Source organism: Lysobacter sp. TY2-98, assembly GCF_003367355.1.
Lineage (GTDB): Bacteria > Pseudomonadota > Gammaproteobacteria > Xanthomonadales > Xanthomonadaceae > Cognatilysobacter.
Genome location: NZ_CP031413.1, coordinates 2397217 through 2418781 on the forward strand (window position 1 = coordinate 2397217; position 21565 = coordinate 2418781).

At 67.0% G+C, this 21565-nt stretch carries 18 protein-coding genes, 1 tRNA gene and 1 pseudogene; 7 read left to right on the forward strand and 13 right to left on the reverse strand.

Going from position 1 to position 21565, the window contains the following annotated elements; translation table 11 throughout:
- Positions 1–124 precede the first annotated feature (124 nt).
- The 7 genes from rocF to birA all read right to left on the reverse strand — a co-directional run bounded on the left by rocF (position 125) and on the right by birA (position 7324).
- A complete protein-coding gene (rocF, locus tag DWG18_RS11635) occupies positions 125–1048 on the reverse strand; it encodes an arginase (protein WP_115647344.1) in 924 nt (307 codons plus the stop codon).
- 96 nt (positions 1049–1144) lie between these two features.
- The gene (locus tag DWG18_RS11640; RefSeq protein WP_115647345.1) at positions 1145–1396 is read right to left on the reverse strand and encodes a hypothetical protein; all 252 of its coding nucleotides are present in this window, start codon (positions 1394–1396) and stop codon (positions 1145–1147) included.
- A 13-nt stretch (positions 1397–1409) separates the two neighbouring features.
- Entirely contained in the window at positions 1410–4724 is a 3315-nt protein-coding gene (locus tag DWG18_RS11645; RefSeq protein WP_115647346.1) for an EAL domain-containing protein, read from the reverse strand.
- Positions 4725–4834: 110 nt separating this feature from the next.
- A tRNA-Thr gene (locus tag DWG18_RS11650) sits at positions 4835–4910 on the reverse strand.
- Positions 4901–5569 (reverse strand): hypothetical protein, encoded by a 669-nt coding sequence (locus DWG18_RS11655; RefSeq protein ID WP_115647347.1) that lies wholly within the window; start codon positions 5567–5569, stop codon positions 4901–4903. The genes DWG18_RS11650 and DWG18_RS11655 overlap by 10 nt, the downstream gene beginning before the upstream one ends.
- A gap of 55 nt (positions 5570–5624) precedes the next feature.
- Entirely contained in the window at positions 5625–6350 is a 726-nt protein-coding gene (locus DWG18_RS11660; protein ID WP_115647348.1) for a type III pantothenate kinase, read from the reverse strand.
- A complete protein-coding gene (gene birA / locus DWG18_RS11665; RefSeq protein WP_115647349.1) occupies positions 6347–7324 on the reverse strand; it encodes a bifunctional biotin--[acetyl-CoA-carboxylase] ligase/biotin operon repressor BirA in 978 nt (325 codons plus the stop codon). Before birA ends, DWG18_RS11660 begins: the two co-directional genes overlap by 4 nt.
- Before the next feature lie 371 nt (positions 7325–7695).
- Between birA and DWG18_RS11675 the strand changes: the two are divergent.
- Positions 7696–8494, forward strand: a pseudogene (locus tag DWG18_RS11675) (M90 family metallopeptidase).
- A 1-nt stretch (position 8495) separates the two neighbouring features.
- Here DWG18_RS11675 and DWG18_RS11680 read toward each other — a convergent pair.
- The 5 genes from DWG18_RS11680 to DWG18_RS11700 are packed head-to-tail and all read right to left on the reverse strand — an operon-like array spanning position 8496 to position 12454.
- A complete protein-coding gene (locus tag DWG18_RS11680) occupies positions 8496–9629 on the reverse strand; it encodes an AI-2E family transporter (RefSeq protein ID WP_115647351.1) in 1134 nt (377 codons plus the stop codon).
- A gap of 4 nt (positions 9630–9633) precedes the next feature.
- Positions 9634–9999 (reverse strand): hypothetical protein, encoded by a 366-nt coding sequence (locus DWG18_RS11685; protein WP_115647352.1) that lies wholly within the window; start codon positions 9997–9999, stop codon positions 9634–9636.
- A 7-nt stretch (positions 10000–10006) separates the two neighbouring features.
- Entirely contained in the window at positions 10007–10582 is a 576-nt protein-coding gene (locus tag DWG18_RS15430; RefSeq protein WP_205289348.1) for a phage holin family protein, read from the reverse strand.
- A gap of 7 nt (positions 10583–10589) precedes the next feature.
- Positions 10590–10985 carry a hypothetical protein gene (locus DWG18_RS11695; protein ID WP_115647353.1) on the reverse strand — a complete coding sequence of 132 codons (396 nt, stop codon included), beginning with the start codon at positions 10983–10985 and terminating at the stop codon, positions 10590–10592.
- Between the two features lie 38 nt (positions 10986–11023).
- Complete coding sequence (locus tag DWG18_RS11700; protein ID WP_115648161.1) at positions 11024–12454, reverse strand: trypsin-like peptidase domain-containing protein; 1431 nt, start codon at positions 12452–12454, stop codon at positions 11024–11026.
- 453 nt (positions 12455–12907) lie between these two features.
- Here DWG18_RS11700 and DWG18_RS11705 point away from each other — a divergent pair, with 453 nt between their 5' ends.
- From DWG18_RS11705 to DWG18_RS11725, 5 genes are all read left to right on the forward strand, one after another.
- Positions 12908–15070: an adenosylcobalamin-dependent ribonucleoside-diphosphate reductase gene (locus DWG18_RS11705; protein WP_115647354.1), complete on the forward strand. Its 2163-nt coding sequence runs from the start codon at positions 12908–12910 to the stop codon at positions 15068–15070.
- A 216-nt stretch (positions 15071–15286) separates the two neighbouring features.
- Positions 15287–16102 (forward strand): hypothetical protein, encoded by an 816-nt coding sequence (locus DWG18_RS11710; protein WP_115647355.1) that lies wholly within the window; start codon positions 15287–15289, stop codon positions 16100–16102.
- 121 nt (positions 16103–16223) lie between these two features.
- Positions 16224–16946 (forward strand): NrdJb, encoded by a 723-nt coding sequence (locus DWG18_RS11715; protein WP_115647356.1) that lies wholly within the window; start codon positions 16224–16226, stop codon positions 16944–16946.
- Positions 16947–17044: 98 nt separating this feature from the next.
- Positions 17045–19012, forward strand: coding sequence for an AAA family ATPase (locus DWG18_RS11720; RefSeq protein WP_115647357.1), 1968 nt, complete (start codon positions 17045–17047; stop codon positions 19010–19012).
- Positions 19013–19518: 506 nt separating this feature from the next.
- A complete protein-coding gene (locus tag DWG18_RS11725) occupies positions 19519–19833 on the forward strand; it encodes a hypothetical protein (protein ID WP_162823820.1) in 315 nt (104 codons plus the stop codon).
- Between the two features lie 342 nt (positions 19834–20175).
- Here the strand turns inward: DWG18_RS11725 and DWG18_RS11730 are convergent, their stop codons facing one another.
- Entirely contained in the window at positions 20176–20631 is a 456-nt protein-coding gene (locus DWG18_RS11730; RefSeq protein WP_115647359.1) for a hypothetical protein, read from the reverse strand.
- 304 nt (positions 20632–20935) lie between these two features.
- On the opposite strand from DWG18_RS11730, the gene DWG18_RS11735 reads away from it, so the two are divergent.
- A complete protein-coding gene (locus tag DWG18_RS11735; protein ID WP_162823821.1) occupies positions 20936–21379 on the forward strand; it encodes a DUF3833 domain-containing protein in 444 nt (147 codons plus the stop codon).
- Positions 21380–21565 lie beyond the last annotated feature (186 nt).

Below are 21565 nucleotides of genomic sequence, written 5' to 3' on the forward strand. Positions count from 1 at the left end.
GCGGCATGGGAAATCCGTGCGGCGATGACACGATTTCGCGCGTGAACCCGATGTCGACTGTTGCTTCGATCGCGTGTTTCCCGTCACGCAACATTCAGACGGACGACGACATCGCGCTCACGCATCAATCACGCAGCAGCGTGGACTTGCCGAACAGGCTCTCGACGAGATCGACCGCCAGAATCGCCGTGCGGTTGTGATCGTCGATGAGCGGATTGAGCTCCATGATGTCCAGCGAACCGAGTCGACCGGTGTCGCAGATCATCTCCATCACCAGCGACGCCTCGCGATACGTCGGCCCGCCGAGCACCGTGGTGCCGACGCCGGGGGCGATCGAGGGATCGAGGAAATCCACGTCGAAACTCACGTGCAGGTGCGTGTCGTCGTCCATGCCGTCGAGCGCTTCCTCCATCGCCGCGCGCATGCCGATCTCGTCGATATAGCGCATGTCGTAGACGTCGATACCGTGCTGGCGGATCAGGCGACGCTCGCCTTCGTCGACCGAACGGATACCGATCTGGCGGATGTCTTCCGCGCGCACCGCCGGCGCGCTGCCGCCGAGATGCGTCAGCGCCTGCGGACCGAGGCCGCACAGGCAGGCGACCGGCATGCCGTGGATGTTGCCCGACGGCGTGACCTCGCTCGTATTGAAATCGGCATGCGCATCGAGCCACAGCACGCGCAGCTTCTTGCCGTTCTCGCGACACCAGCGCGCGACGCCGGTGATCGAGCCGAGACCGAGGCAGTGATCGCCGCCGAGCAGGATCGGCATGCGCCCACCGGACAGCTCGCCGTACATCGCCTCCATCACCAGCCGATTCCATTCGGTGACTTCGGCGATGTGGCGATACCCGTCGACGGCGTCGAGCCACGGGTTGCGCGGGCCGTCGAGATTGCCGCGGTCGCGGACGTCCACGCCGCGCGCGATCAGTGCTTCACCGAGGCCTGCGATGCGCAGGGCCTCCGGCCCCAGGCGCGCGCCGCGATGGCCGGCGCCGACATCAGTCGGGGCCCCGATCAGGGTGACGGGGAAAGGGGTACGGGACATGCGGAGCTCTCCGCGTCCGGGCGCCGCGACAACCCCGTCCCAGCAGGCCCGGCCGGTGCCCGCATTGTATCGGCCGGGCGCTGCACGCCCGCCGGCTCAGCGCGGTTCGCCGTCCGGCACGCCGCGGTCGTCGCTGCGCACGTCGGCCGACGACGGCGTACTGCGTGCCGCGCGACGCCAGGCCTCCGCTTCGGTCGCCGCCGACAGATCATCGTCGTCGCGACCTTCGATCGCCTGGCGATCATCGAGCTCGGTGTCGATGCGATCCGCGCCGCGAGCAGTGGGATCCGCATCGCCCTGTCGACCGATGCCGCTGCGCGGCACGCCGCCCGATAGGTTGCCTGCCATGTCGCTCTCCTCGTTACTTCGAGGCTTCGAGCGTGGCGGCGTCCAGGTGAGCTGATGGCGAAAGCGGCGCGGCCGACGTTTCGCGCAGGCGGCGTTCCATATCGGGCGCCGGAATCGGTCGACCGAGCAGGAAGCCCTGCATCTCGTGGCAGCCGAGTGCGAGCAGCGCTTCGGCCTGTTCATCGGTCTCGACGCCTTCGCCGACGACGCGATAGTCCAAGGCGCGCGCCATGCCGAGGATGGCCTCGACCACGGCCTTCTGACCCGGCTCGCGCGGCAGCCCCTGCACGAACGAGCGATCGATCTTGATCGCGTCGAAGCGATGGCGCGTGAGGTAACCGAGGCTCGAATAGCCGGTACCGAAATCGTCCACGGACACACGCACGCCGAGCTTGCGGATGCCCTGGATCAGGTGCGACGCGCGCTCGCTGTGGTCGAGCATCTGGCTTTCGGTGAGTTCGACTTCGAGCAGCCACGGCGCAAGGCCGCTGTCGCTGAGCGCACGCGCGATGCCGTTGACGATGCGCGCGGGATCGAAGCGCGCCAGCGAGAGATTCACCGCGATCGGCAACGCCGGCAGACCGGCGTCGATCCATGCGCGGTTCTGCCGGCACGCCTCGCGCAGCACCCATTCATCGATCGAGGTGATCAGTCCGGTTTCTTCCGCGACCGGAATGAAGTCACCGGGCGGCACGACATGGCCGTCGCGATGGCGCCAGCGCACCAGCGCTTCCATGCCCGAGATCGTCTGGTCCGGCAGCCGGAACTTCGGCTGGTAGACGAGGAAGAGCTGCCCGTCGGTCACCGCCGTGCGCAGTTCGCTTTCGAGCCGCAGGCGCTGATCGGCACGTTCGCTCATCACCGCGGTGAAGTAGCTGTAGCGCGAGCGGCCCGACTGCTTGGCGTGATACAGCGCCGTGTCGGCCTGCTTGGTGAGCGTGCGGATGTCCTGCCCGTCTTCTGGGAACAGCGCGATGCCGACGCTGGCCGAGACATGCAGTGCGCGGTCTTCGATCTCGATCGGCGCTTCGATCGCGGCGATCAGGCGCTCGGCGACGCGCGCGGCGTCGCTCGGGTCGGTCAGGCGCGTGAGCAGCAGCACGAACTCGTCGCCGCCCTGACGGCTCACCGTGTCCTCGGCGTCGACCACGCCGGCGAGGCGACGTGCGACCTCCTGCAGCACGCGATCGCCGGCCTGGTGGCCGAGCGAATCGTTGATGGTCTTGAAGAAATCGAGATCGACGAACAACACCGCGCCGTGCGCGCCGTGTCCGATCTGGTGGATCGACTGCGACAGGCGGTCCTGCAGCAGCACGCGGTTGGGCAGGCCCGTGAGGTAGTCGTGCTGCGCCAGGTGCGACATGCGCTCGGCCATCGCGCGCACTTCGCTGACATCGCGCAGCACCGTCACGCCGCCGATCACTCGCCCATCCGCATCGCTGATGGGCGAATGCGCGTATTCGACGTGCAGCTCCTGCCCATCGTGGCGCTTCAGCAGCGCCGCGCCTTCGCGCGAATCACCCGGCCGGCCCTCGGTGTGGTGCAGGCGGATCACTTCGTCCATCGACAGGCCGATCGCGCGCTCGCGGATCAGACCGGTCATCGCCTCGGCGATCGGATTGAGCGACGTCACCGTGCGCGCGGTGTCGTAGGTCACCACCGCGTCGCCGATCGAATTGAGCGTGACCTGCGCGCGTTCGCGCTCTTCCTGCAACGCGCGCTCGGTACGACGGCGTGCGGACACATCGCGGATCGCCGCGACCAGCTGCACGTCGTCGCCGGCGCGCAGTTCGCTGAGGACGACGTCCACCGGGAAGTGCAGCCCGCCCGCGTGCATCGCCTGCAGTTCGAGCACGTCACCCTGCGTACGCGACGCACGCGCGTCGAGGTGATCGCGCACCGCCCGCGGATCGATGCGATCGAAGCCTTCGACGAATTCGGCGACGCGGTGATCCAGCAATTCGGCGCGCGGACGGCCGAACATCAGCTCCGCCTGGTGATTCACCAGCAGGATCCGGCGCGTGGTCGGATCGAAGAGGACCATCGCGTCGGGTGCGGATTCGAGCAGGTGACGGAAACGGCGCTCGGCTTCGTAGCGCCAGGTCACGTCGTGCGCCATCAGCACGAAGCCGCCGGAATGCGCGAGCGGTTCGTAGAAGACGTCGAGCCGCTGGTCCCCGAGTTCGAATTCGAAGTGCTGCGGCTCGCCGGTCAGCGCGCGCTCCATGTGCGGGCGCGCGCGCTCCGCGGCGGCCTCGCCGAGCGCTTCAGCCGGCATGTGGCCGATGAGCTCCTCAGGCGTCTTGCCGAGCCAGCTGAAGTACTTCCGGTTCGCGAAGCGGTAGCGCAGATCCGGGCCGAGTTCCGCCACGTAGGCGGGCAGGCTGTCGGCGATCACCTGCAGCCGCTCGGCGGTGCGCTGCGAGCGTTCGCGTTCGCGATCACGATCCGCCGTCAGCACCGCTACGACCAGCGGGCCCACCGCGCTGACGCAGGCCTGGAACCACGCGAGCTGCAGTGCGGGATCGTCCGGTCCGTTCGACGACGCCAGCACGCCGTGCTGCTGCAGCGTCGTCACCGTGATGACGGTGGCGATCACGAGCACGTTGCAGATCGACGTCACCAACGCACCGCGCGTGGCGACGAGCAGCAGCGGCAGCGCGATGATCGCGTACGGATGCCGCAACTGCGAAACGGCGACGTAGGCCACCGCCATCGATGCCACTGCGCATGCGGCGAGTTCGGCGCCGCGCCGGCCGCGCAGCAGTTCGCGGCCTTCCTCGCGCGTGTACGACCATGCGAACGGCAACGCCACGAACATGCCGAAGGCGTCCGCGCAGTACCAGCGCAGGAATTGACCGCTCCACACGCCGATCGGCAGCGGTACCCAAGCGCCCACGAACGCGCCCGCCGCCGGCGCGAGCGCGACCGCGATCGCAAGGCCGGCGAGCACGCGCGCGCCATCCGGCGCAGCGTCGACACCCACTCGCAGCCGGCGCAGCAGCACCAGCGCGATGGCGACTTCGACGACGTTCGCCGTGCCCGCGGTGACGATCGGCACCCAGTCGCGCCACGGATAACCGGCGGAGAGCAGCGTGCCGAAGAAGGCGATCGCGACGAGCGGCAGGATGCGTGCCGTCGGAACGCGCAGCGCGTAACCGACGATGAGCGCGTTGGCGATCCAGAGCGAGGTGGTGCCGCCCGTCACGCGGCCCAGTGCGAGGGCGATCATCGCGGCGAACGCGAACAGCACCGACCCGACGACCACATGCGGCAGCGTCGTACCCAGGTCGAGCGATTCCCAGCGCGATACGGCCCGTGCGGACACGCGTCGTCTCCGTCCCGCAGCGCCCCCTGGCCGCGATCAAGGCCACGTTACAACACCGGGAAGGCGGCGTCCGTCGGGCAAAGCCTGAACGATCAAGGCGCGGGACGGCGTGGTGCCGGCTGTCGGAATCGAACCGACGACCTACTGATTACAAATCAGTTGCTCTACCAACTGAGCTAAGCCGGCGCCGGGATAGTGTAGCGCCCGTCGCGGACGACCCCGGCGCAGTCGATGGTGACGCCGGTGAGGCCGAGCGCCGCGGAACGGGCGTCGAACGCCGGCGTGGCGGCGACATCGAGCCACTGCACGACGCGCCCGCCCACCGGCTCGACGCGGGCCTGGAAGCCCGCGCGCTCCAGCGCCGAGGCGCGGTCGCGGGCCGAGGTTTCGCCGCGATAACGGCCCAGTGCGATCGTGTTCGCATCCGGCCCGCCTTCGGGCAGGATCAGGTAGTCGGCGAAACCGGCGGCGCCGATGCGCGCGGCCGTGGCCGTCGCGGTCGCGCGGTCGGGCTGCGGCAGCACCACGCGCCATGCCCGCGGCGCACCGGCGATCTGTTCGGCCGTCGCCGTCCACGCCACCTGGCTGACGATCGCGCGACGCGCGGCTTCGAACGCGGCGGGATTCGTGAACGGCCCGTAGCGCCAGCACCGCAGGGACGACGACGGCGCCTGCGGCGTGCGCACGGCAGCGATGGCGTTGCCGGCGTCGACCAGCTCGAGCGTCGGTACATCGCCGGGCAATGACGACGGCGGCGCTGCGGGCGCAGACGCGTGCAGCGCCCACCACGCGGCAACGCCCACGTTGAGCACCAGCAACAGCACGAAGAGCGCGCGCGTCAGCATCGATCGATTCTAGCGATCGACGCGCGCACCCCGCGCCACTGCGACGTGACGTCGCTCACGTCGTCGCCCAGACCGCGAGGCCGTCGAGCACCAGCGCACCGGCTTCGCGTGCTTCGGGCAGGCGCGCGAGCAGCGGGGTCGCACCGCCGCCGTGCAGCAGCAGCGTCGGTGCGATGCCGAGCGTCGTCGTTGCGGATTGCTGCGCGTCGCGGATCAGCGTGAGCGCTGCGCCGAGGCAGCCCGACGCCAGCGCGTCGACGGTGTCATCGGCCCAGTCGACCCAGTCGCCGCCGTCGAGCGGCAACTGCGGCGCGCGCTGGTGCAGGGCTTCGCGCATGAGGTCGGGCGACGGCGCGATGCGACCGCCGCGATGCAGGCCGTCGGCGTCGACGAGATCAATGGTCAGCGCGGTGCCGACGCCGCAGACCAGCACGGGGCCGCGTTCGTGACGCCGCGCGCCGAGCATGGCGAGAAAGCGGTCGACGCCGAGCCGCGCGGGCGTCGCGTAGGCGATGCGCAGGCCGGCGAAAACCCGCTGCGTGCGCGCAAGCTCGATGCGCGCGCAGCGTGCAGTGAGTGCATCGAGCAGTTCCACGCGCAGCGCTTCGCCGGCAACGCTGGCGACGTATGCGACGTCGATGCGTGGCGGCAGCACCGCGGCGAGCGCCGCGGCGAGCTCACCGCTCGCATGCGGCAGCGCGTGCACGTCACCAACATCGCCATCGACCAGCGGTGCGCACTTCAGTCGCGTATTGCCGAGATCGAACAACCACGCCGTCATGCGGCCACCCGCAGGCTGACTTCACCCGCATGCACGTCGCGTTCGCCGTCGGACGTGCGCACGCGCAACGCGCCGTCGTCGGCGAGGCCGAGCACGCGCGCGGGCTCGGTGCGGTCGGGCAGGTGGAGCACGACATCGCGACCGTGCAGCACGTCGAATTCGCGCCAGCGCGCGGCGAACGGCGCGAAACCGTCGCGATCGAAGAGGTCGAGTGCGGGCAGCAGGTGCGCGAGCAGCGTCGCCGCGAGTGCATTTCGCGTCGGCGCATGGCCGAGCGTGGCGACGTCGATCCACGGCTGGTCGATCGCAGTCGCGGCGGATTCGGGAAGCCGGACGTTGAGGCCGATGCCGATCACCGCGCGCGCCGGACCGCCATGTTCGCCACCGCCTTCGACCAGCAGGCCGCCGAGCTTGCGCAGCGTGCCGCCCTGCTCCACCACGACATCGTTCGGCCATTTCAGACCGACCGCGTCGAAACCCACGTCGCGCAGCGCGGCGGCGGTGGCGATACCGGCCACCAGGCTGAGTCCGCCCAGGCGCGCCAGGCCGCCGTCGAACGCGCGCGACACCGACATCAGCAGGCTCGCGCCCAGCGGCGACTGCCACGTGCGGCCGCGCCGACCGCGTCCGCCGGTCTGGCGCTCGGCGAAGAGCACCCGCGCGCCACTAGCTGGCGCGGGCTCGCGCAGCAGGGCCGTGTTGGTCGATTCGATGGTCCAGGCGACGTCGAGGGCGGCCAGCGCGCCAGCGGCCTCGGCCGGCAGCGCGTCGCGGATCGCGCCCGCGTCGAGCAGGTCCAGCGGCATCGCGAGGCGGTAGCCGCGGCCCGCGGCGGCCTCGACCGGAACGCCCGCCTCGCGCAAGGCCTCGATACGCTTCCAGACCGCGGCGCGGGTGGTGCCGGCGATGCGGGCCAGGGCGTCGCCCGAGACGGGGCCGTCCGCCAGCGCCCGAAGCAGCGCGCGGTCGTCCATGGGGCGGGCCGGGCGGTCGGGGGTCGCAGGGCTCATGCAGCCATTATGAGGGGCTGAACCGGTGCCGACGTCCGGCACGGTGGCGGTCCGGGATTCGCGCTATCCTCGCGGAGTTCCGGGAGCAGCCCGGTCCGGGGGTCGCCAATGCGCCGTATCTGCCTGTGCCTGCTGATGATTCTCGCCTGCGCGAATGTCGCGGCGCGCGAAGTGCGTCTGAGCAGCCCGGATAGCGGGGCCTGCCCGGACACGGTGACCGCGGCCAAGTCCGCGGTGCGCAAGCCGGCCGCGCCGGCGCGCGATGCGGCACCCGCGAACGAATCGCGCATCCGTCCGAGCGTGCACGGCGATGTCGGCAATACGCCGCGCATGCGCTGGCACAGCTTCCTGCCGGGCATGTTCCGCTGACGCGTGCTCGGCTGGCTGCGTCGCCTCGCGCGACCTGATCGACCCGACACCCCGCTTCCCGCCGCTCTCGACGCCCACGTCGTCGCGCATCTGCCGTGGGCGTCTGCACTGGATGCGGTGCGTCGCGAACGTCTGTCCTGTCTCGCCGCGTGGTTCCTGCGCAACCGCGTGATCACGCCGATCGGCGATCTCGAGCTCGATGACCACGATCGCGCGTTGCTCGCCGCGGTGTGTTGCCTGCCGGTGCTCGAAGTCGGCGTCGCCGGCCTGCGCGGCTGGTCGCAGCTGATCGTCTATCCCGACGCGTTTCGCGTGAACCGCAGTCACGTCGACGCGGCGGGCGTGTTGCACGAAGGCGAGGACGATCTCATCGGCGAGGCGTGGGAGGGCGGGCCGCTGATCCTGTCGTGGGCCGACGTGCAGGCCGATTGCGCATCACCGAACGAAGGCTTCTGCGTGGCGGTGCACGAGATCGCGCACAAGCTCGACATGCTCGACGGCGAACTCGATGGCACGCCGCCGCTCACGTCGGACTGGCATGCGCAGTGGAGCCGCGACTTCCAGCAGGCGTTCGACGATCTGACCGATCGCCTCGATCGCGGACGTCGCGCGCCCATCGACGACTACGCCGCGGAAGCGCCGGACGAATTCTTCGCGGTGGCGAGCGAATACCACTTCAGCGCGCCGGACGTGCTGCGTCGCGCGTATCCGAAAGTCGCCGACCACCTCGCGCGCTACTACGGCCCCTCGCCGTTCGCGCGCTGACTCATTCGAGCAGTCGCGCCCAGCCGTCCAGGCCTTCGATGCGTGACAGCACCAGCTTCACGCAGACGAGCAGCGGCACCGCGAGCAGCAGGCCGACGATGCTCCACACCCAGCCGAACACCATGAGCGCGAGAATCAGCACGAGCGGCGACACGCGCATGGAACGCCCGAGCACGATCGGCGTAATGAGCTGGCCTTCGAGCACGTGCACCAGCAGGTAGATCGCCGCGGGTGCGAGCACGTTCCAGTGCTCGAACCGCAGGAAGCCCATGACCAGCAGCGTCAGGATGCCGATCAGCGGCCCCACGTACGGCGCGAAGTTGAGCAGGAAGGCCATCGTGCCCCACAGCAAGGCTTCCTGCTGCGGCACGCCGATCCAGATGAGCAACGCGGCGATGACCACGCCGACGACGAGATTGATCACGCTGATCGTCAGCACGTAACGCGAGATCTCGCGCTCGATCGAAGTGAGGATGTCGACGGTGATGCGTTGCTGCTGCCGTGTCGGCAACAGCGCGAGCGCGTGCTTCTGCAGGTTCGCGCCGTAGACCATGAAGAAGAACGTGAGCAGCACCACCGCGAGCACCGAGCTCACCAGCTTCGGCGTGCCCATCAGCCAGCGGAACGGATCGCCACTGTTTTCGGTGCGCACCACCTGCACGCGTTGCTGTTCGGAACCGGCGGTCGCCGCATTGGCGAGGCGCTGCGCGGCCTGGTTGGCCTCGTGCACCGGCTTGACCATCGCGCGCAGCTTGGGCGCGAGCGAGCGGATGCCGCTGGGCGCGTCGTGGATCCACTCCGTCGCCGGCTGCACGAGCTGTTCGACCAGCAGCACCGTGCCGGCCAGACCCAACGTGATCACCAGCAACGCACTGATGAATCGCGGCACGTAGGCGCGCTTGAGCAGCCGGATGATCGGATTGCCGACCAGCGCGAAGAACACCGCGAGCAGCACCGGCAGGATCAGGCCCTGCGCCGCCCACAAGGTGAATCCGGTGGCGAGGACAGCGAGCACCACCACCGCCAACGGCGCACGCGGTCGTGGACGCGCGGGGTGCGGCGCTTCGTCGTGCGGCGGCGGCGCGATGGGATCGTCGGGCGGAACCAGCGTGTGCTGCGGTGTCGAACTCGTCATGCGCTCATGCGTCCACCGGCGCGTGGTCGGGCACGGCGGATTGCACGGTGTCGGCGACGTCGCCCACGTCGTCGGCAACAGTCTCGACGTGGCTCGCAGCGTGCTGCGCCGTCGCGCTCGCGAAGAGGCCGGACAGCGCGGTGATCATCTGCATGATGCTGTTCCCCTTGGCCACGCCCCTGGCCGGTTCGATGCGGCCGACGACGAAGCCGGACACCAGCCCGGCGATCACGATGCGCCCTGGCGTCCAGCCGGTCTTCCATGAAGCCTTGAGCTGACGCCAGTCCGCGGCGACCTGGCGCTCCTTCGCTTCGAGCGCGTTCTCGGCCTGCCCGACCTTTTCGATGAGTTGCTTGAACGACGTGGCCATCTCGATCTCAGGGCGGAGTTACGGGCACGCCGGTCTTGTCCTTGACGGGCTCGCCCGACGCGGTTTTGACGTCGTCGCTTTCGATGTCCGCAGCCGATTTCGCCGAACCAGGCGTCGGCGTGAAATCAGCGAGCTCGCCGAAGCCCAGGCGCGCAAGCTGCCGACGCGAGGCCTGCAGGCGCGTGTGCTCGAAGTAGCGGATCGAGATCCACCCGGCGAGCGCGCAGAACACGACGCTCACCAGCGCGCAGATCAGCAGCGACGCCGTCCACGACATGCCGACGCGCCCGACGAGTATGGAGATCACGCTCGCCATCAACAGCAGCCACGCGCTGGCGCCGAAGGCGATCGCAAGCCCGGTGAACGCGACGGTGCGACCGAGTGCGCTGCGTGCGAGCGAAATGTCGGCGGCGACGAGACTGCGAAACGCCTTGGATGCTTCGTTCGCGGCCGACAGGCTCGATCGCCCCGCGGCCATCACCTGCCGCAGCGATTCCTCGAGGTCCGGCGGAAGGTCATGCGAAACGCCCGGATCCGACGGACCCGGGCGTTCGTTGTCGCCTGCGCTCCCCGCGCCGGTCACGCGCGTGTCAGCGGTTGCTGTTGCCGCGTGCGAGCTTGGCGATCATCCAGCCCGCCGCGAACGCGACGCCGAAGCTCACCAGCGGACGCTCGCGCACGAGCTCCGCGGCGCTGTCGAGCAGGTCGCGGCCCTTGTCCATCAACTGGTCCATCTGCTCGCGCGCGGCGCCGCCGGCGAGTTCGGCCGCGGCGATGCCGGCCAGGGCCGAATCGGCGAGATCCGCCTTGAGGTTGGCCTTGCCGACGCGCAGCTCTTCGCCCGCGGCGATCGCCGCGTTCTTGAGCGCATCGCCGGTGTCGACCGCGGCCTGCTTGAGGCTGCCGCCGGCTTCGCCGAGGTTCGAGCGGAAGGTGCCGGTCGCCTCGAGGTCAGTCGACGAACCGTTGCGGGTAGTGGTGGCCATTGAACGCTCTCCTGGGATCCGTGGAAGGTCGGACGCGGTCAACGCACGGGCAGCACGCCCTGCTGATTGCCGCGCATCACGCGCAGCGCCAACTCTGACGGCCGCTGTGTGAAGCCGGCGCGGAAGGCGGCCAGGTCGTCGAAGGCGCCGACGGTCGATGCGAGGACCACGTCCCCGGCCTGCAGGCCATTCTGCGCCGCGCGCGACCCGCGGGCGACCGACTCCACCAGCACGCCCGACAGCCCCGCATTGCGCAGGCTGGCGGGCAGTTCGACGAAGGTGGCGCCGGCCAGGCGCGGGTCCACGTCGCCGCCCGCGACCGAACGCGCCTGCTCCTGCAGGCCGATCTGCAGCTGCACCGGCTTGCCGTCGCGCAGCACCTGCAGGCCGACGCGGCTGCCCAGCGACTGCAGGCCTTCGAAGTTGCGCAGCGCGTCGCGGCCGGTGATGCGCTGGCCGTTCGCCGAGGTAATCACGTCACCCGGGCGCAGACCCGCCCGGGCCGCTGCCGAGCCCGGGAACACACGCGTCACCACCGCGCCGCCGTCGGCGCTGATGCCGAGGCCGCGCGCGATCGCGTCGGTCAGATCCTGCGATTCGATGCCGAACGTGCCGCGCCGCACGACGCCCTTGTTGCTGATCAGCTGCTCGGCGATGTCGTGCGCGAGATTGGCCGGAATCGCGAAACCGAGGCCGATGTTGCCGGCGATCGCACCGCGCGGATTGAAGCTGGCGGTGTTGATGCCGACCAGTTCGCCGTTGAGGTTCACCAGCGCGCCGCCGGAATTGCCCGGATTGATCGACGCGTCGGTCTGGATGAAGTTCTGGTAGCCCATGCCCGGCAGGCCGCTGCGGCCGACCGCCGAGACGATGCCGCTGGTCACCGTCTGGCCGATGCCGAACGGGTTGCCGACCGCGACGACGAAGTCGCCGACGCGCAGCTGGTCGGAATTCGCGAACGAAATCGCCTGCAGCTTGTCGGCCTTGACCCGCATCACCGCGATGTCGGTATCCGGATCGCTGCCGAGGAATTCCGCCGGCAACGTGCGGCCGTCGGCGAGCGTGACCGACACCTGGTCGGCGCCCTGGATCACGTGGTGGTTGGTGAGGATCAGCCCGCGCGCCGCGTCGACGATCACGCCCGAACCCAGCGATTCGCTGATGCGTTCCTGCGTCAGGCCCGGAAACATCTGCGAGAACATCGGGTCGTTGAACGGGCTGACGCGCACGCGCTGCTTGGAGTGCACGCTCACGACGGTGGGCGTGACGCGCGCCAGCATCGGCGCGAGCGACGGCATGGGCGTCGAACCCACCGCGGTGGGCAGCGCGCCGACCGCGGGGAGCGTGGCGGCGGTCGCCGGCGCCGCCTGCGCCTGGTGATCCAGGGCTTCGCGGCAGGCGGTGGCGACGAAACCACCGAAGGCGGCGGCCATGGAGAGGGTCAGCAGCGTGGTGCGGGGGGAAGCCATCGCGGTCCTCGTCAAACGGAACGGCAGTGTCGCGGTCACGATGTCGCGGCATCGCGCCTCGATTCAAGTCCCTGACCGACCACCGCCTTTCGGCACAGTTCCCCTGCCGCTCGTCGGGGTGTCGCGACGCAACACGGAAACACGGCGAAAACGACCGATGTGACGGTCGTCAAGACGTTGACGTCCGGCCGGGCGTGAGCGTAGTTTGACGTCTTCGCGCGACCACTAAGTCTTGTGGTTCGCGCCGGCTCGATGGGGAACAGGTTGAGGTATTCCGGCTCTGGGGCGGGACGCTCCGGACCACTGTCCCGACCCCATCCGAGTGGTTTCACGGCCGCCTCGACGGACTGTCGCCCCGTGGAACACGACCCCATAAGGACCGCCGCGAAGACGGGGGTCCGCCCTCAACACCCGGCCGTCCCGCACGGCCTTTGATTCGGAGATGACGCAGGAATGAGCACGGTGCGCCTGGAGGTGGTCGGCATGGGCAAAACCCCGAACGCGGATGGGGACATCTCCCTTCAACCGGCCTCGCTGGACATCTGGGACAAGAAGTACCGGCTCAAGACCAAGACCGGCGCGCCGGTCGATGCGGACATCGACGGCACCTACCAGCGTGTCGCGAAGGCGCTGGCCGAGGCCGAGCCGACCGCCGAGAAGCAGAAGTACTGGAACGAGCGCTTCCTGTGGGCGCTGCGCCGCGGCGCGATTCCCGCCGGCCGCATCACCTCCAATGCCGGTGCGCTCGAGCACAAGCCCGCCACGTCGACGATCAACTGCACCGTCAGCGGCACGATCGAAGATTCGATGGACGGCATCCTCGAGAAGGTCCACGAAGCGGGCCTGACGCTGAAGGCCGGCTGCGGCATCGGCTACGAGTTCTCGACGCTGCGTCCGCGCGGCGCGTTCGTCGCCGGCGCCGGCGCGTACACGTCGGGCCCGATGTCCTTCATGGATATCTACGACAAGATGTGTTTCACCGTGTCGTCCGCCGGCGGCCGCCGCGGTGCGCAGATGGGCACGTTCGACGTCTCGCATCCGGACGTGAAGGACTTCATCCGCGCCAAGCGCGAAGACGGCCGCCTGCGCCAGTTCAACCTGTCGCTGCTGATCACCGACGGCTTCATGGACGCGGTAAACAACGACGCCGACTGGCCGCTGGTGTTCCCGGTGCACGTCAAGGAACAGAACGATCTCGACCTGACGAACGAGGAGCAGGTGGTCTGGCGCGACTGGCCGACCCACCGCAACTACGTGACGCGCGACGACGGCCTGGTCGCCTGCCGCATCTACGGCCACATCCGTGCGCGGCACCTGTGGGACATGATCATGGTCTCGACGTACGACTACGCCGAGCCGGGTTTCATCCTCATCGACCGCGTCAACGAGATGAACAACAACTGGTGGTGCGAAACCATTCGCGCGACCAACCCCTGCGGTGAGCAGCCGCTGCCGCCGTACGGCGCCTGCCTGCTCGGCTCGGTGAACCTCACCAAGTTCGTGCGCAACGCGTTCACCGACCAGGCCACGTTCGACTGGGACGAGTACCGCGAAGTCGTGCGCGTGTTCACCCGCATGCTCGACAACGTGGTCGAAGTGAACGGCCTGCCGCTGCAGCAGCAGCGCGACGAGATCATGCGCAAGCGCCGCCACGGCATGGGCTTCCTCGGCCTGGGCAGCACGATGACCATGCTGCGCATGAAGTACGGCTCGAAGGACTCCTGCGAGTTCACCGAGCAGATCGCGCGCGAGATGGCCGTCGCCGGCTGGGAAATGGGCCTCGAGCTCGCCAAGGAGAAGGGCCCGGCGCCGATCATGTCGGAGACGTTCACCGTCACCGCCGAGATGCTGCGCAAGCGCCCGGAAATGGCGAAGGACGGCTGGAAGGTCGGCCAGGAGATCACCGGCAAGGTGCTGCACGCGCGCTATTCGCGCTACATGCAGCGCGTGGCGGAGGCCGCGCCGCAGCTGGTGGACGAACTCGCCGAGGTCGGCAGCCGCTTCACCCACCACTCCTCGATCGCGCCCACCGGCACCATCTCGCTGTCGCTGGCGAACAACGCGTCCAATGGCATCGAGCCGTCGTTCGCGCACCACTACAGCCGGAATGTCATCCGCGAAGGCAAGAAGTCGAAGGAAAAGGTCGACGTCTATTCGTTCGAGCTGCTCGCCTACCGCGAGCTGATCAACGACAAGGCGATGCCGTTCTCGACGGAGCCCGACGCCGCCCTGCCCGACTACTTCATCTCGGCCGACGACATCACGCCCAAGGCGCACGTCGACGTGCAGGCCGCGGCGCAGAAGTGGGTGGACAGCTCGATCTCCAAGACCGCGAACGTCCCGACGGACTACCCGTACGAGGACTTCAAGGACATCTACACCTACGCCCACCAGCAGGGCCTCAAGGGCTGCACCACGTTCCGCTTCAACCCCGCCGCCTTCCAGGGCGTGCTGGTAAAGGAGAAGGACCTGGAGAACACCACCTATCGCTTCGAGCTCGAGGACGGTTCGACGATCGAGGTGCGCGGCAACGAGGAGATCGAATACGACGGCGAGAAGCACACCGCCGCCAACCTCTTCGATGCCCTGAAGGAAGGCTATTACGGCAAGTTCTGACCGGCGCCGGTGACGCGCCGGGCAACGGACCCGGCGCGCGCAGGTCGCATGCATTCCGCAACAGCGTCAGGAATGCAGCGGTCCCATCAAAAACCCCGATGCAGTACGCGTAGTTTTCACGCCATGTTGTGTGCAGCGACGGTATAGGTCGCCGCGATAACGCTACAACCCGTTATCCCGATTCCGCATAACAAAGCCCCTAAGGAGGGCCTTCCCATGAGCAATGGAAATGGAGTGACCGCCACGCTGTCCAACGCGGCGAGCACCGTCGCCGAAACCGCCAGCACCATCGGCAGCGCGATCGCCGACACCGCCAGCACCGCCGTCGACCGCGTCAGCGAAACCGCCGGCACCGCGAAGCGCGCAGTGCGCCGCGTGGTCAAGAAGGCAAAGAAGAGCCTCGCCCGCACTTCGGCTGCCGCCCGCAAGGAAGCCCTCGCCGCCAGCAAGAAGACCGGTGCGCGCAAGGCGGCCAAGAAGGCCGCGAAGAAGGCCGGCGCCCGCAAGGCCACCGCGAAGAAGGCCGGTGCTCGCAAGACCACCGCCAAGAAGGCCGGCGCGCGCAAGACGACCGCCAAGAAGGCGACGGCCCGCAAGAGCACCGGTCGCAAGTCGGCCAAGCGCGTCGCCGCCGGCAAGAAGGCGGCCACCACGCGCAAGGTCGGGGCCGCCAAGAAGGCGGTGAAGAAGGCGACCAAAAAGGCCATCAAGCGCGCAGGCGCCGCGGTCAAGAAGGCGGCAACCAGCGCGCGTCGCTCGGCGGCCGCGAAGAAGGGCGCCGCCGCCCGCAAGGGCACGGCCCGCAAGACGACCGCCCGCAAGGCCGTCGGCAAGCGCGCCACCGCCAAGAAGGCATCGACGAAGAAGTCGTCGGCCAAGAAGGCATCCGCCAAGAAGGCCACGCGCAAGACCGCGGCCAAGAAGGGTGGTGCCCGCAAGACCGCCGCGAAGAAGGGCGGCGCCCGCAAGGCCACCGCACGCGGCGCATCGCGCGGCCGCGGTGGTCGCGCCGACAGCCGCGCCAGCCTGTAACCCGCCACACGCTGTAACCCCGGTGCCGGCGGTCCGCCGCCGGCACCTTCCGAATCCACCACGCGCCGCATGACGCGACGCGCCTACGACATCAACACGAAAGCAGCACGGGGAAGGGCCGATGGCCGTCAAGATCGAAAAGAAAATCAAGGGCTACAGCGTGATCAGCGCGGAGGACCGCGCGCGCGAGGCCCAGGCCAGCACTGCCCCGGCGGAATCGAAGATCGCCGACGTCATCCAGATGCACGAGCGCCTCGAGCGCCCGGAAGTGCTGATCGGTTCCACCTACAAGATCAAGACGCCGCTGGTCGAGCACGCCATGTACGTGACGATCAACGACATCGTGCTCAACGCCGGCACCGAACACGAACAGCGCCGCCCGTTCGAGGTGTTCATCAACTCCAAGTCGATGGACCACTTCCAGTGGATCGTCGGCCTCACCCGCATCATGTCCGCCGTGTTCCGCAAGGGCGGCGACGTCACCTTCCTCGTCGACGAGATGAAGGCCGTGTTCGACCCGCGCGGCGGCTACTTCAAGGCCGGCGGCGTCTACATGCCGAGCCTGGTCGCCGAGATCGGCGCCGTGGTCGAAGACCACCTCAAGTCGATCGGCATGATCGTCGACAACAACCTCTCCGACACCCAGCGCGCGCTGATCGCCGAGAAGCGCGCCGCCTACGAGCGCGCTACCCAGCCCGCCGCCAACGAAAGCGTCTCCGTCACCGGCGACGGCACCGCCTTCCCGCCCAGCGCGACCATGTGCCACAAGTGCAGCACGAAGGCGCTGGTGCTGATGGATGGGTGTGCGACTTGCTTGAATTGTGGGTATAGCAAGTGCGGGTGAGGTAAAACGCAATAGTGTTCGATGAGAAGGGTCGGGATCAGAAATGAGCCCGACCTTTTTTCTGGGCGTACTACCAGCACTCCACTTCGAGACACAACGTGCGCGTCAACTCGATAACGATTCAGAACGTTCGCAGCTTCCTCGAACCCGCCACATTCAGGCTCGACGGACCCATGAGTATCGTCATCGGGCCGAACGGCGGCGGCAAGACAAATTTGCTCGACACGCTGTTTCTTACGCTGCGACGTCACATCTTTGCATCGATGTACGCACGCTTAGAACCAACGCCGGAAAATGCCGGAAGGCATGTCTTTCAATACAACGACATGCTAAGCAACATCCGCTTAGAGCCGCACAGCATGTCCCCGCAAGGCTCTGAGCAAGCCGTCGCACTTGAGCTTGAGGTCACGGAGACAGATCTCATCAACATGCGCGCGATGCAGTCAGATGCGCCAGACCTGCTGCGCTTTGCCCAAGGGCGCTACGACAATTCGCAGCTTGAGATCGTTAGCGAATGGCGAATCAACGAAATTGTGGCGGGTACAAGATTCACTTACCACGTCGTAAACAATCAACTTAGGCCAGCCGACAGCCAACCAGCTGCATGGTTTCTCCAGTATCTACAGCGCTTCGAGGTAGATGCGCTCCTTCGAGAACTGACTGGAAACGGGCGCCTATCAATTCCCCTGCTGTATCTGCCCGTCAACCGCTCCCGACACGATTTTCAATCTGGCGTCGAGCTAGCCAACCACAACAATTACGAAACCAAACGGACTGTAGACGTCGGCAGTTCACGAATGGCCGTCAACATCGTCAGCCTCGCGATCGGGACGCTCGCGGCGAAATACAGGCTGCTCCGTGAAGACGACAATGTCGGCGCGAAAAGCGCGTTTTATAGCGATCCGCAAGTGGAGGAGTTGACCAGGATCCTGTCCGAACTCGGATACGAATGGGAGCTCCGCTGCACCAATCCGATGTCCAATCGATACGACGTGCAGCTTACGAAGCAGGGCTCCTCGTTCCTCATAGGCGCAGCGTCATCTGGCGAACGCGAGCTACTTACATACCTATTTTCGATCTTCGCGTTGAATGTTAGGGATGCACTTGTCGTCATCGACGAACCAGAGCTACACCTGCACCCGAAGTGGCAAAGAATGCTTCTCGGCGTATTTGAGCGATTGGCCAGAGAAACGGGCAATCAATTCCTGCTGGCAACCCACTCGCCGACATTCGTCTCTCCCGACTCTATCCAGTACGTCTCGCGGGTTTACAGCGATGCGCAACGGAGTCGAATAATTCGGTTGAACACGCAGAACCTGCCGAACGCCAAGCACCTCCTGAACATCGTCAACAGTCAAAATAACGAGCGTCTATTCTTTGCCGACTCCGTAGTGCTGTGCGAAGGAATCTCCGATCGAATCGTTCTTGAATCCATTCTCGACCGTTTCGGCCGATCCGCTACTGCTGGCAAGATCATTGAAGTGATCAGCGCGGGCGGTAAAGGCTCGTTCCGCTTCTACAAAATGATCCTAGACGCCTCAAAGATTCCCTATTCAATCGTCGCAGATCGCGACTATGTTGAGCAGATTGGCGACGAAAAAGTGAAGAGCCTTTTTCTGCTAAACACGGATGAGATCAAAAGGAATGTCGTCGAAGACGTATCTAGCCGGGACGGTGCCAGGCTAGTTCAAGACATTGAAGATGCCATTACATCAGGCTCTTGGGACGCTGCTCGCGCGACGTGGGAGTACATAAAGTCTCGCCGCAGGTTAATGCCTTCTGCTCTGAGCGCTGAGCAGCAAACAATTTTTGACACCTTCCTGTCTCAGCAGAGAGCGGAAGGCGTCTACATCTTGCGTCGAGGGGCACTTGAGCAATACCTGCCTGAGGGTTTCGCGGGCAAGGACGTAGAGAAGCTCATTCAATTGCTTGAGGCCACCGACTTCTGGGAGCGGCTTCCCACGCCGGGTCGCGACGAGCTCCAATGGATTGCGCGAGACATTCTGGACGCATTCGAAGGGAGAAACGGGGGTCAGAGTGCAATTTCTGATCTGACAATCGCGTAGCGCTCGCACAGGACCCGAAGGGCGGCCGACAGGACGTCGGCCGTCGCTGGAAACGGGGTCAGGTTCCATTTCGGCACTCAAACACTGACGTCGTCACACAAGACCCGAAGGGCGGCCGACAGGACGTCGGCCGTCGCCACCCGAGGCAGGATGCCGAGTGTGGCGATCGCGAGGAATCAACACGCGCGAGCTGTAGATCCGTCGAGGAAGGTGCTTTCTTTGGTTATCTTTCTTTGCACCAGCAAAGAAAGTAACTCGGGCGCGCAGCGCACGAAACGCTCTTGCCGTCGTCGCACGGCAATCGATGGCATCAATCCACTCGACCGGAATGCGCCGCGCTGCCGCGCGTCGCCATCGCGACGATCCCGAGTGCTTATTCGACGTCAGCGACTGCAAAAGTCTCCGCTTTGTCGTTCTCGTGAGCGTTCTCATCGCACCAGGCCGCACACGTTTACAGCATCGCAACGGACCACGGTTCAACCTGCCCGCGCACCGCAATGCACCGCGTGCATCCCACCATCGTGTTCCGCATCCCCAAGGACTGGTCGATGAAAAAATCTCTGCATTCCCTCGGCGGTTTCCTGGCCGCTTCCCTGCTGGGCGCGACGCTGGCGTTGCCCGCCGTCGCCCAGGCCGGCTGCCCGTCGTACGGCAACCAGGGCATGTCGGGCGACTGCTCGCCACGCAGCAGCCAGTGCTTCAACAGTTGGGTGACCGACCACCGCATGTTCAGCGGCGTGTGGCACTACAAGCTGCTCGTGTACCGCCGCAACGCGGGTGGCACATGGTCGTACTACAGCGAGACCTGGCATCCCTGCTGAGCGACGCCGGAAAAACAGGGCCAGAGTGCAGTTTTCCTCGACCCCGCCAACTGATCAGCGACACAAGACCCGAAGGGCGGCCGACAGGACGTCGGCCGTCGCCACTTGGCGAAGCGGCGCCGCTTGCGAATCGCAGGTTCGCGCGCCGGTGAGCGCCCGCCGCGCTGCGGCGGGCCGAAGGATGCCGAGTGTGGCGATCGCGAGGAATCAACACGCGCGAGCTGTAGATTCTTCGAGGAAGGTGCTTTCTTTGGCTATCTTTCTTTGCACCAGCAAAGAAAGTAACTCGGGCGCGCAGCGCACGAAACGCTTTGCCCCTAGACGCGACAATCGAACCACCGACTACCGAAACCCACCCTTCGAAGGCCGCTCAATCCGGCAAATCCCCTTCGACGCATGCGGATTCATCGACCGCATGGCGCCCCGCGACATCTGTCCGCGCCCTGCCCGCACTTCCCGCCAATCATGCTCGCCCGGATCCAGCGCAAGCGTCGGATCCTTCTTGCGACCGTCCAGCTCGGCGACGACATCCTCCGCACGCAGCACCAGCCAGCGCTGCGCGAACGCCAACGCGCGCGGAAGTGATGAAAAGCACCGCCGCATGTGCACGCGACGATGCTTGCCGGTCAGCACTTCATACGACCCGTAATACGTGGCGCCCACCACCGCGACGCTGACCCATGTCGGCGCATCGCCATGCAGCAGGTGGATCTGCGCGCCGTAATCGGACCATGCCCAGCGGAAGCCGGGCGGAAGCGGTGTGTCGGGAAGGTCGGCTCGGGTCAGCGGCGGCAGCATGGGGACACGATCCGCTGCGCACGTCTCACCGAGTGAGGACGTCGCCGATCGGCAGTCAAATGAAATGGGGGGCCAGGTTCCATTTCCTCGTCGCTTCGTTCGGGCAGGCGTCTATTTGCTGTCATGACTTCTTTGCGCTCGCGAAGAAGAGCGGCTCAAGCGCGCCAAGGCACGAACGTCGTCGCTGCCAAACATGCACCAAGCGCTCGCGCATGCATCCCGTGCCACGGTGTTCACCCCGCCGCGGCACTAATGCACGCCATGCGCATCGCCCCCTGCTGTCCTGCTCGCTGCCGCGTTGCTCGTGCACGCGCTCCCCTCGGCCGCCGATCCGCTGTCGATGTTCGAAGGCGCGTCGCAGGGTCGCGGCGAGCTGACGTTGGGGCTGGGACACGCGACGCCCTACACCGTCGACAACCTCGGCCGTCGCGACGCCGACGGCACGTTGCACCTCCATCAGGTGGTGCACATGGCCGGTGAGCCCGAGCGCACGCGCGACTGGGTGATCCACCCTGCCGGCAGCGGCGCTTATACCTTCACGCTCAGCGACGCGAGCGGGCCCGGCGTCGCGACCGTCGACGGCGCGCGCCTGTCGCTGCGCTACGCGCCGCACCACGGGATGCGCATGCGGCAGGTGCTCGAGCTGTCGCCCGACGGCACCACGCTGTCGAACACCGGCCGCATCAGCCTGCTCGGGTTTCCGATCGGCCACCTCGACGAAACGATCGTCCGCACCGGGGCGGAATGAATCGGGGGCCCGGTTCCATTTCTTCGTTGCTTCGTCCGGGCAGGTGTCTATTTGCCGCCATGCCTTCTTTGCGCCCGTGGTGAAGTGGGGTCAGGTTCCATTTTCCGGGGGCCACCGCGCTTTACCAAGCGAGAAGGGCATGGCGATCGCACGGAGCTCGCAAGTCGCAAGCGGTAGGTCCGTCGA

Coding starts and splice junctions, on each gene's coding strand:
- rocF (WP_115647344.1), bottom strand. CDS start 1,048: ATGTCCCGTACCCCTTTCCCCGTCACCCTGATCGGGGCCCCGACTGAT.
- DWG18_RS11640 (WP_115647345.1), bottom strand. CDS start 1,396: ATGGCAGGCAACCTATCGGGCGGCGTGCCGCGCAGCGGCATCGGTCGA.
- DWG18_RS11655 (WP_115647347.1), bottom strand. CDS start 5,569: ATGCTGACGCGCGCGCTCTTCGTGCTGTTGCTGGTGCTCAACGTGGGC.
- DWG18_RS11660 (WP_115647348.1), bottom strand. CDS start 6,350: ATGACGGCGTGGTTGTTCGATCTCGGCAATACGCGACTGAAGTGCGCA.
- birA (WP_115647349.1), bottom strand. CDS start 7,324: ATGGACGACCGCGCGCTGCTTCGGGCGCTGGCGGACGGCCCCGTCTCG.
- DWG18_RS11680 (WP_115647351.1), bottom strand. CDS start 9,629: ATGACGAGTTCGACACCGCAGCACACGCTGGTTCCGCCCGACGATCCC.
- DWG18_RS11685 (WP_115647352.1), bottom strand. CDS start 9,999: ATGGCCACGTCGTTCAAGCAACTCATCGAAAAGGTCGGGCAGGCCGAG.
- DWG18_RS11695 (WP_115647353.1), bottom strand. CDS start 10,985: ATGGCCACCACTACCCGCAACGGTTCGTCGACTGACCTCGAGGCGACC.
- DWG18_RS11700 (WP_115648161.1), bottom strand. CDS start 12,454: ATGGCTTCCCCCCGCACCACGCTGCTGACCCTCTCCATGGCCGCCGCC.
- DWG18_RS11705 (WP_115647354.1), top strand. CDS start 12,908: ATGAGCACGGTGCGCCTGGAGGTGGTCGGCATGGGCAAAACCCCGAAC.
- DWG18_RS11710 (WP_115647355.1), top strand. CDS start 15,287: ATGAGCAATGGAAATGGAGTGACCGCCACGCTGTCCAACGCGGCGAGC.
- DWG18_RS11715 (WP_115647356.1), top strand. CDS start 16,224: ATGGCCGTCAAGATCGAAAAGAAAATCAAGGGCTACAGCGTGATCAGC.
- DWG18_RS11730 (WP_115647359.1), bottom strand. CDS start 20,631: ATGCTGCCGCCGCTGACCCGAGCCGACCTTCCCGACACACCGCTTCCG.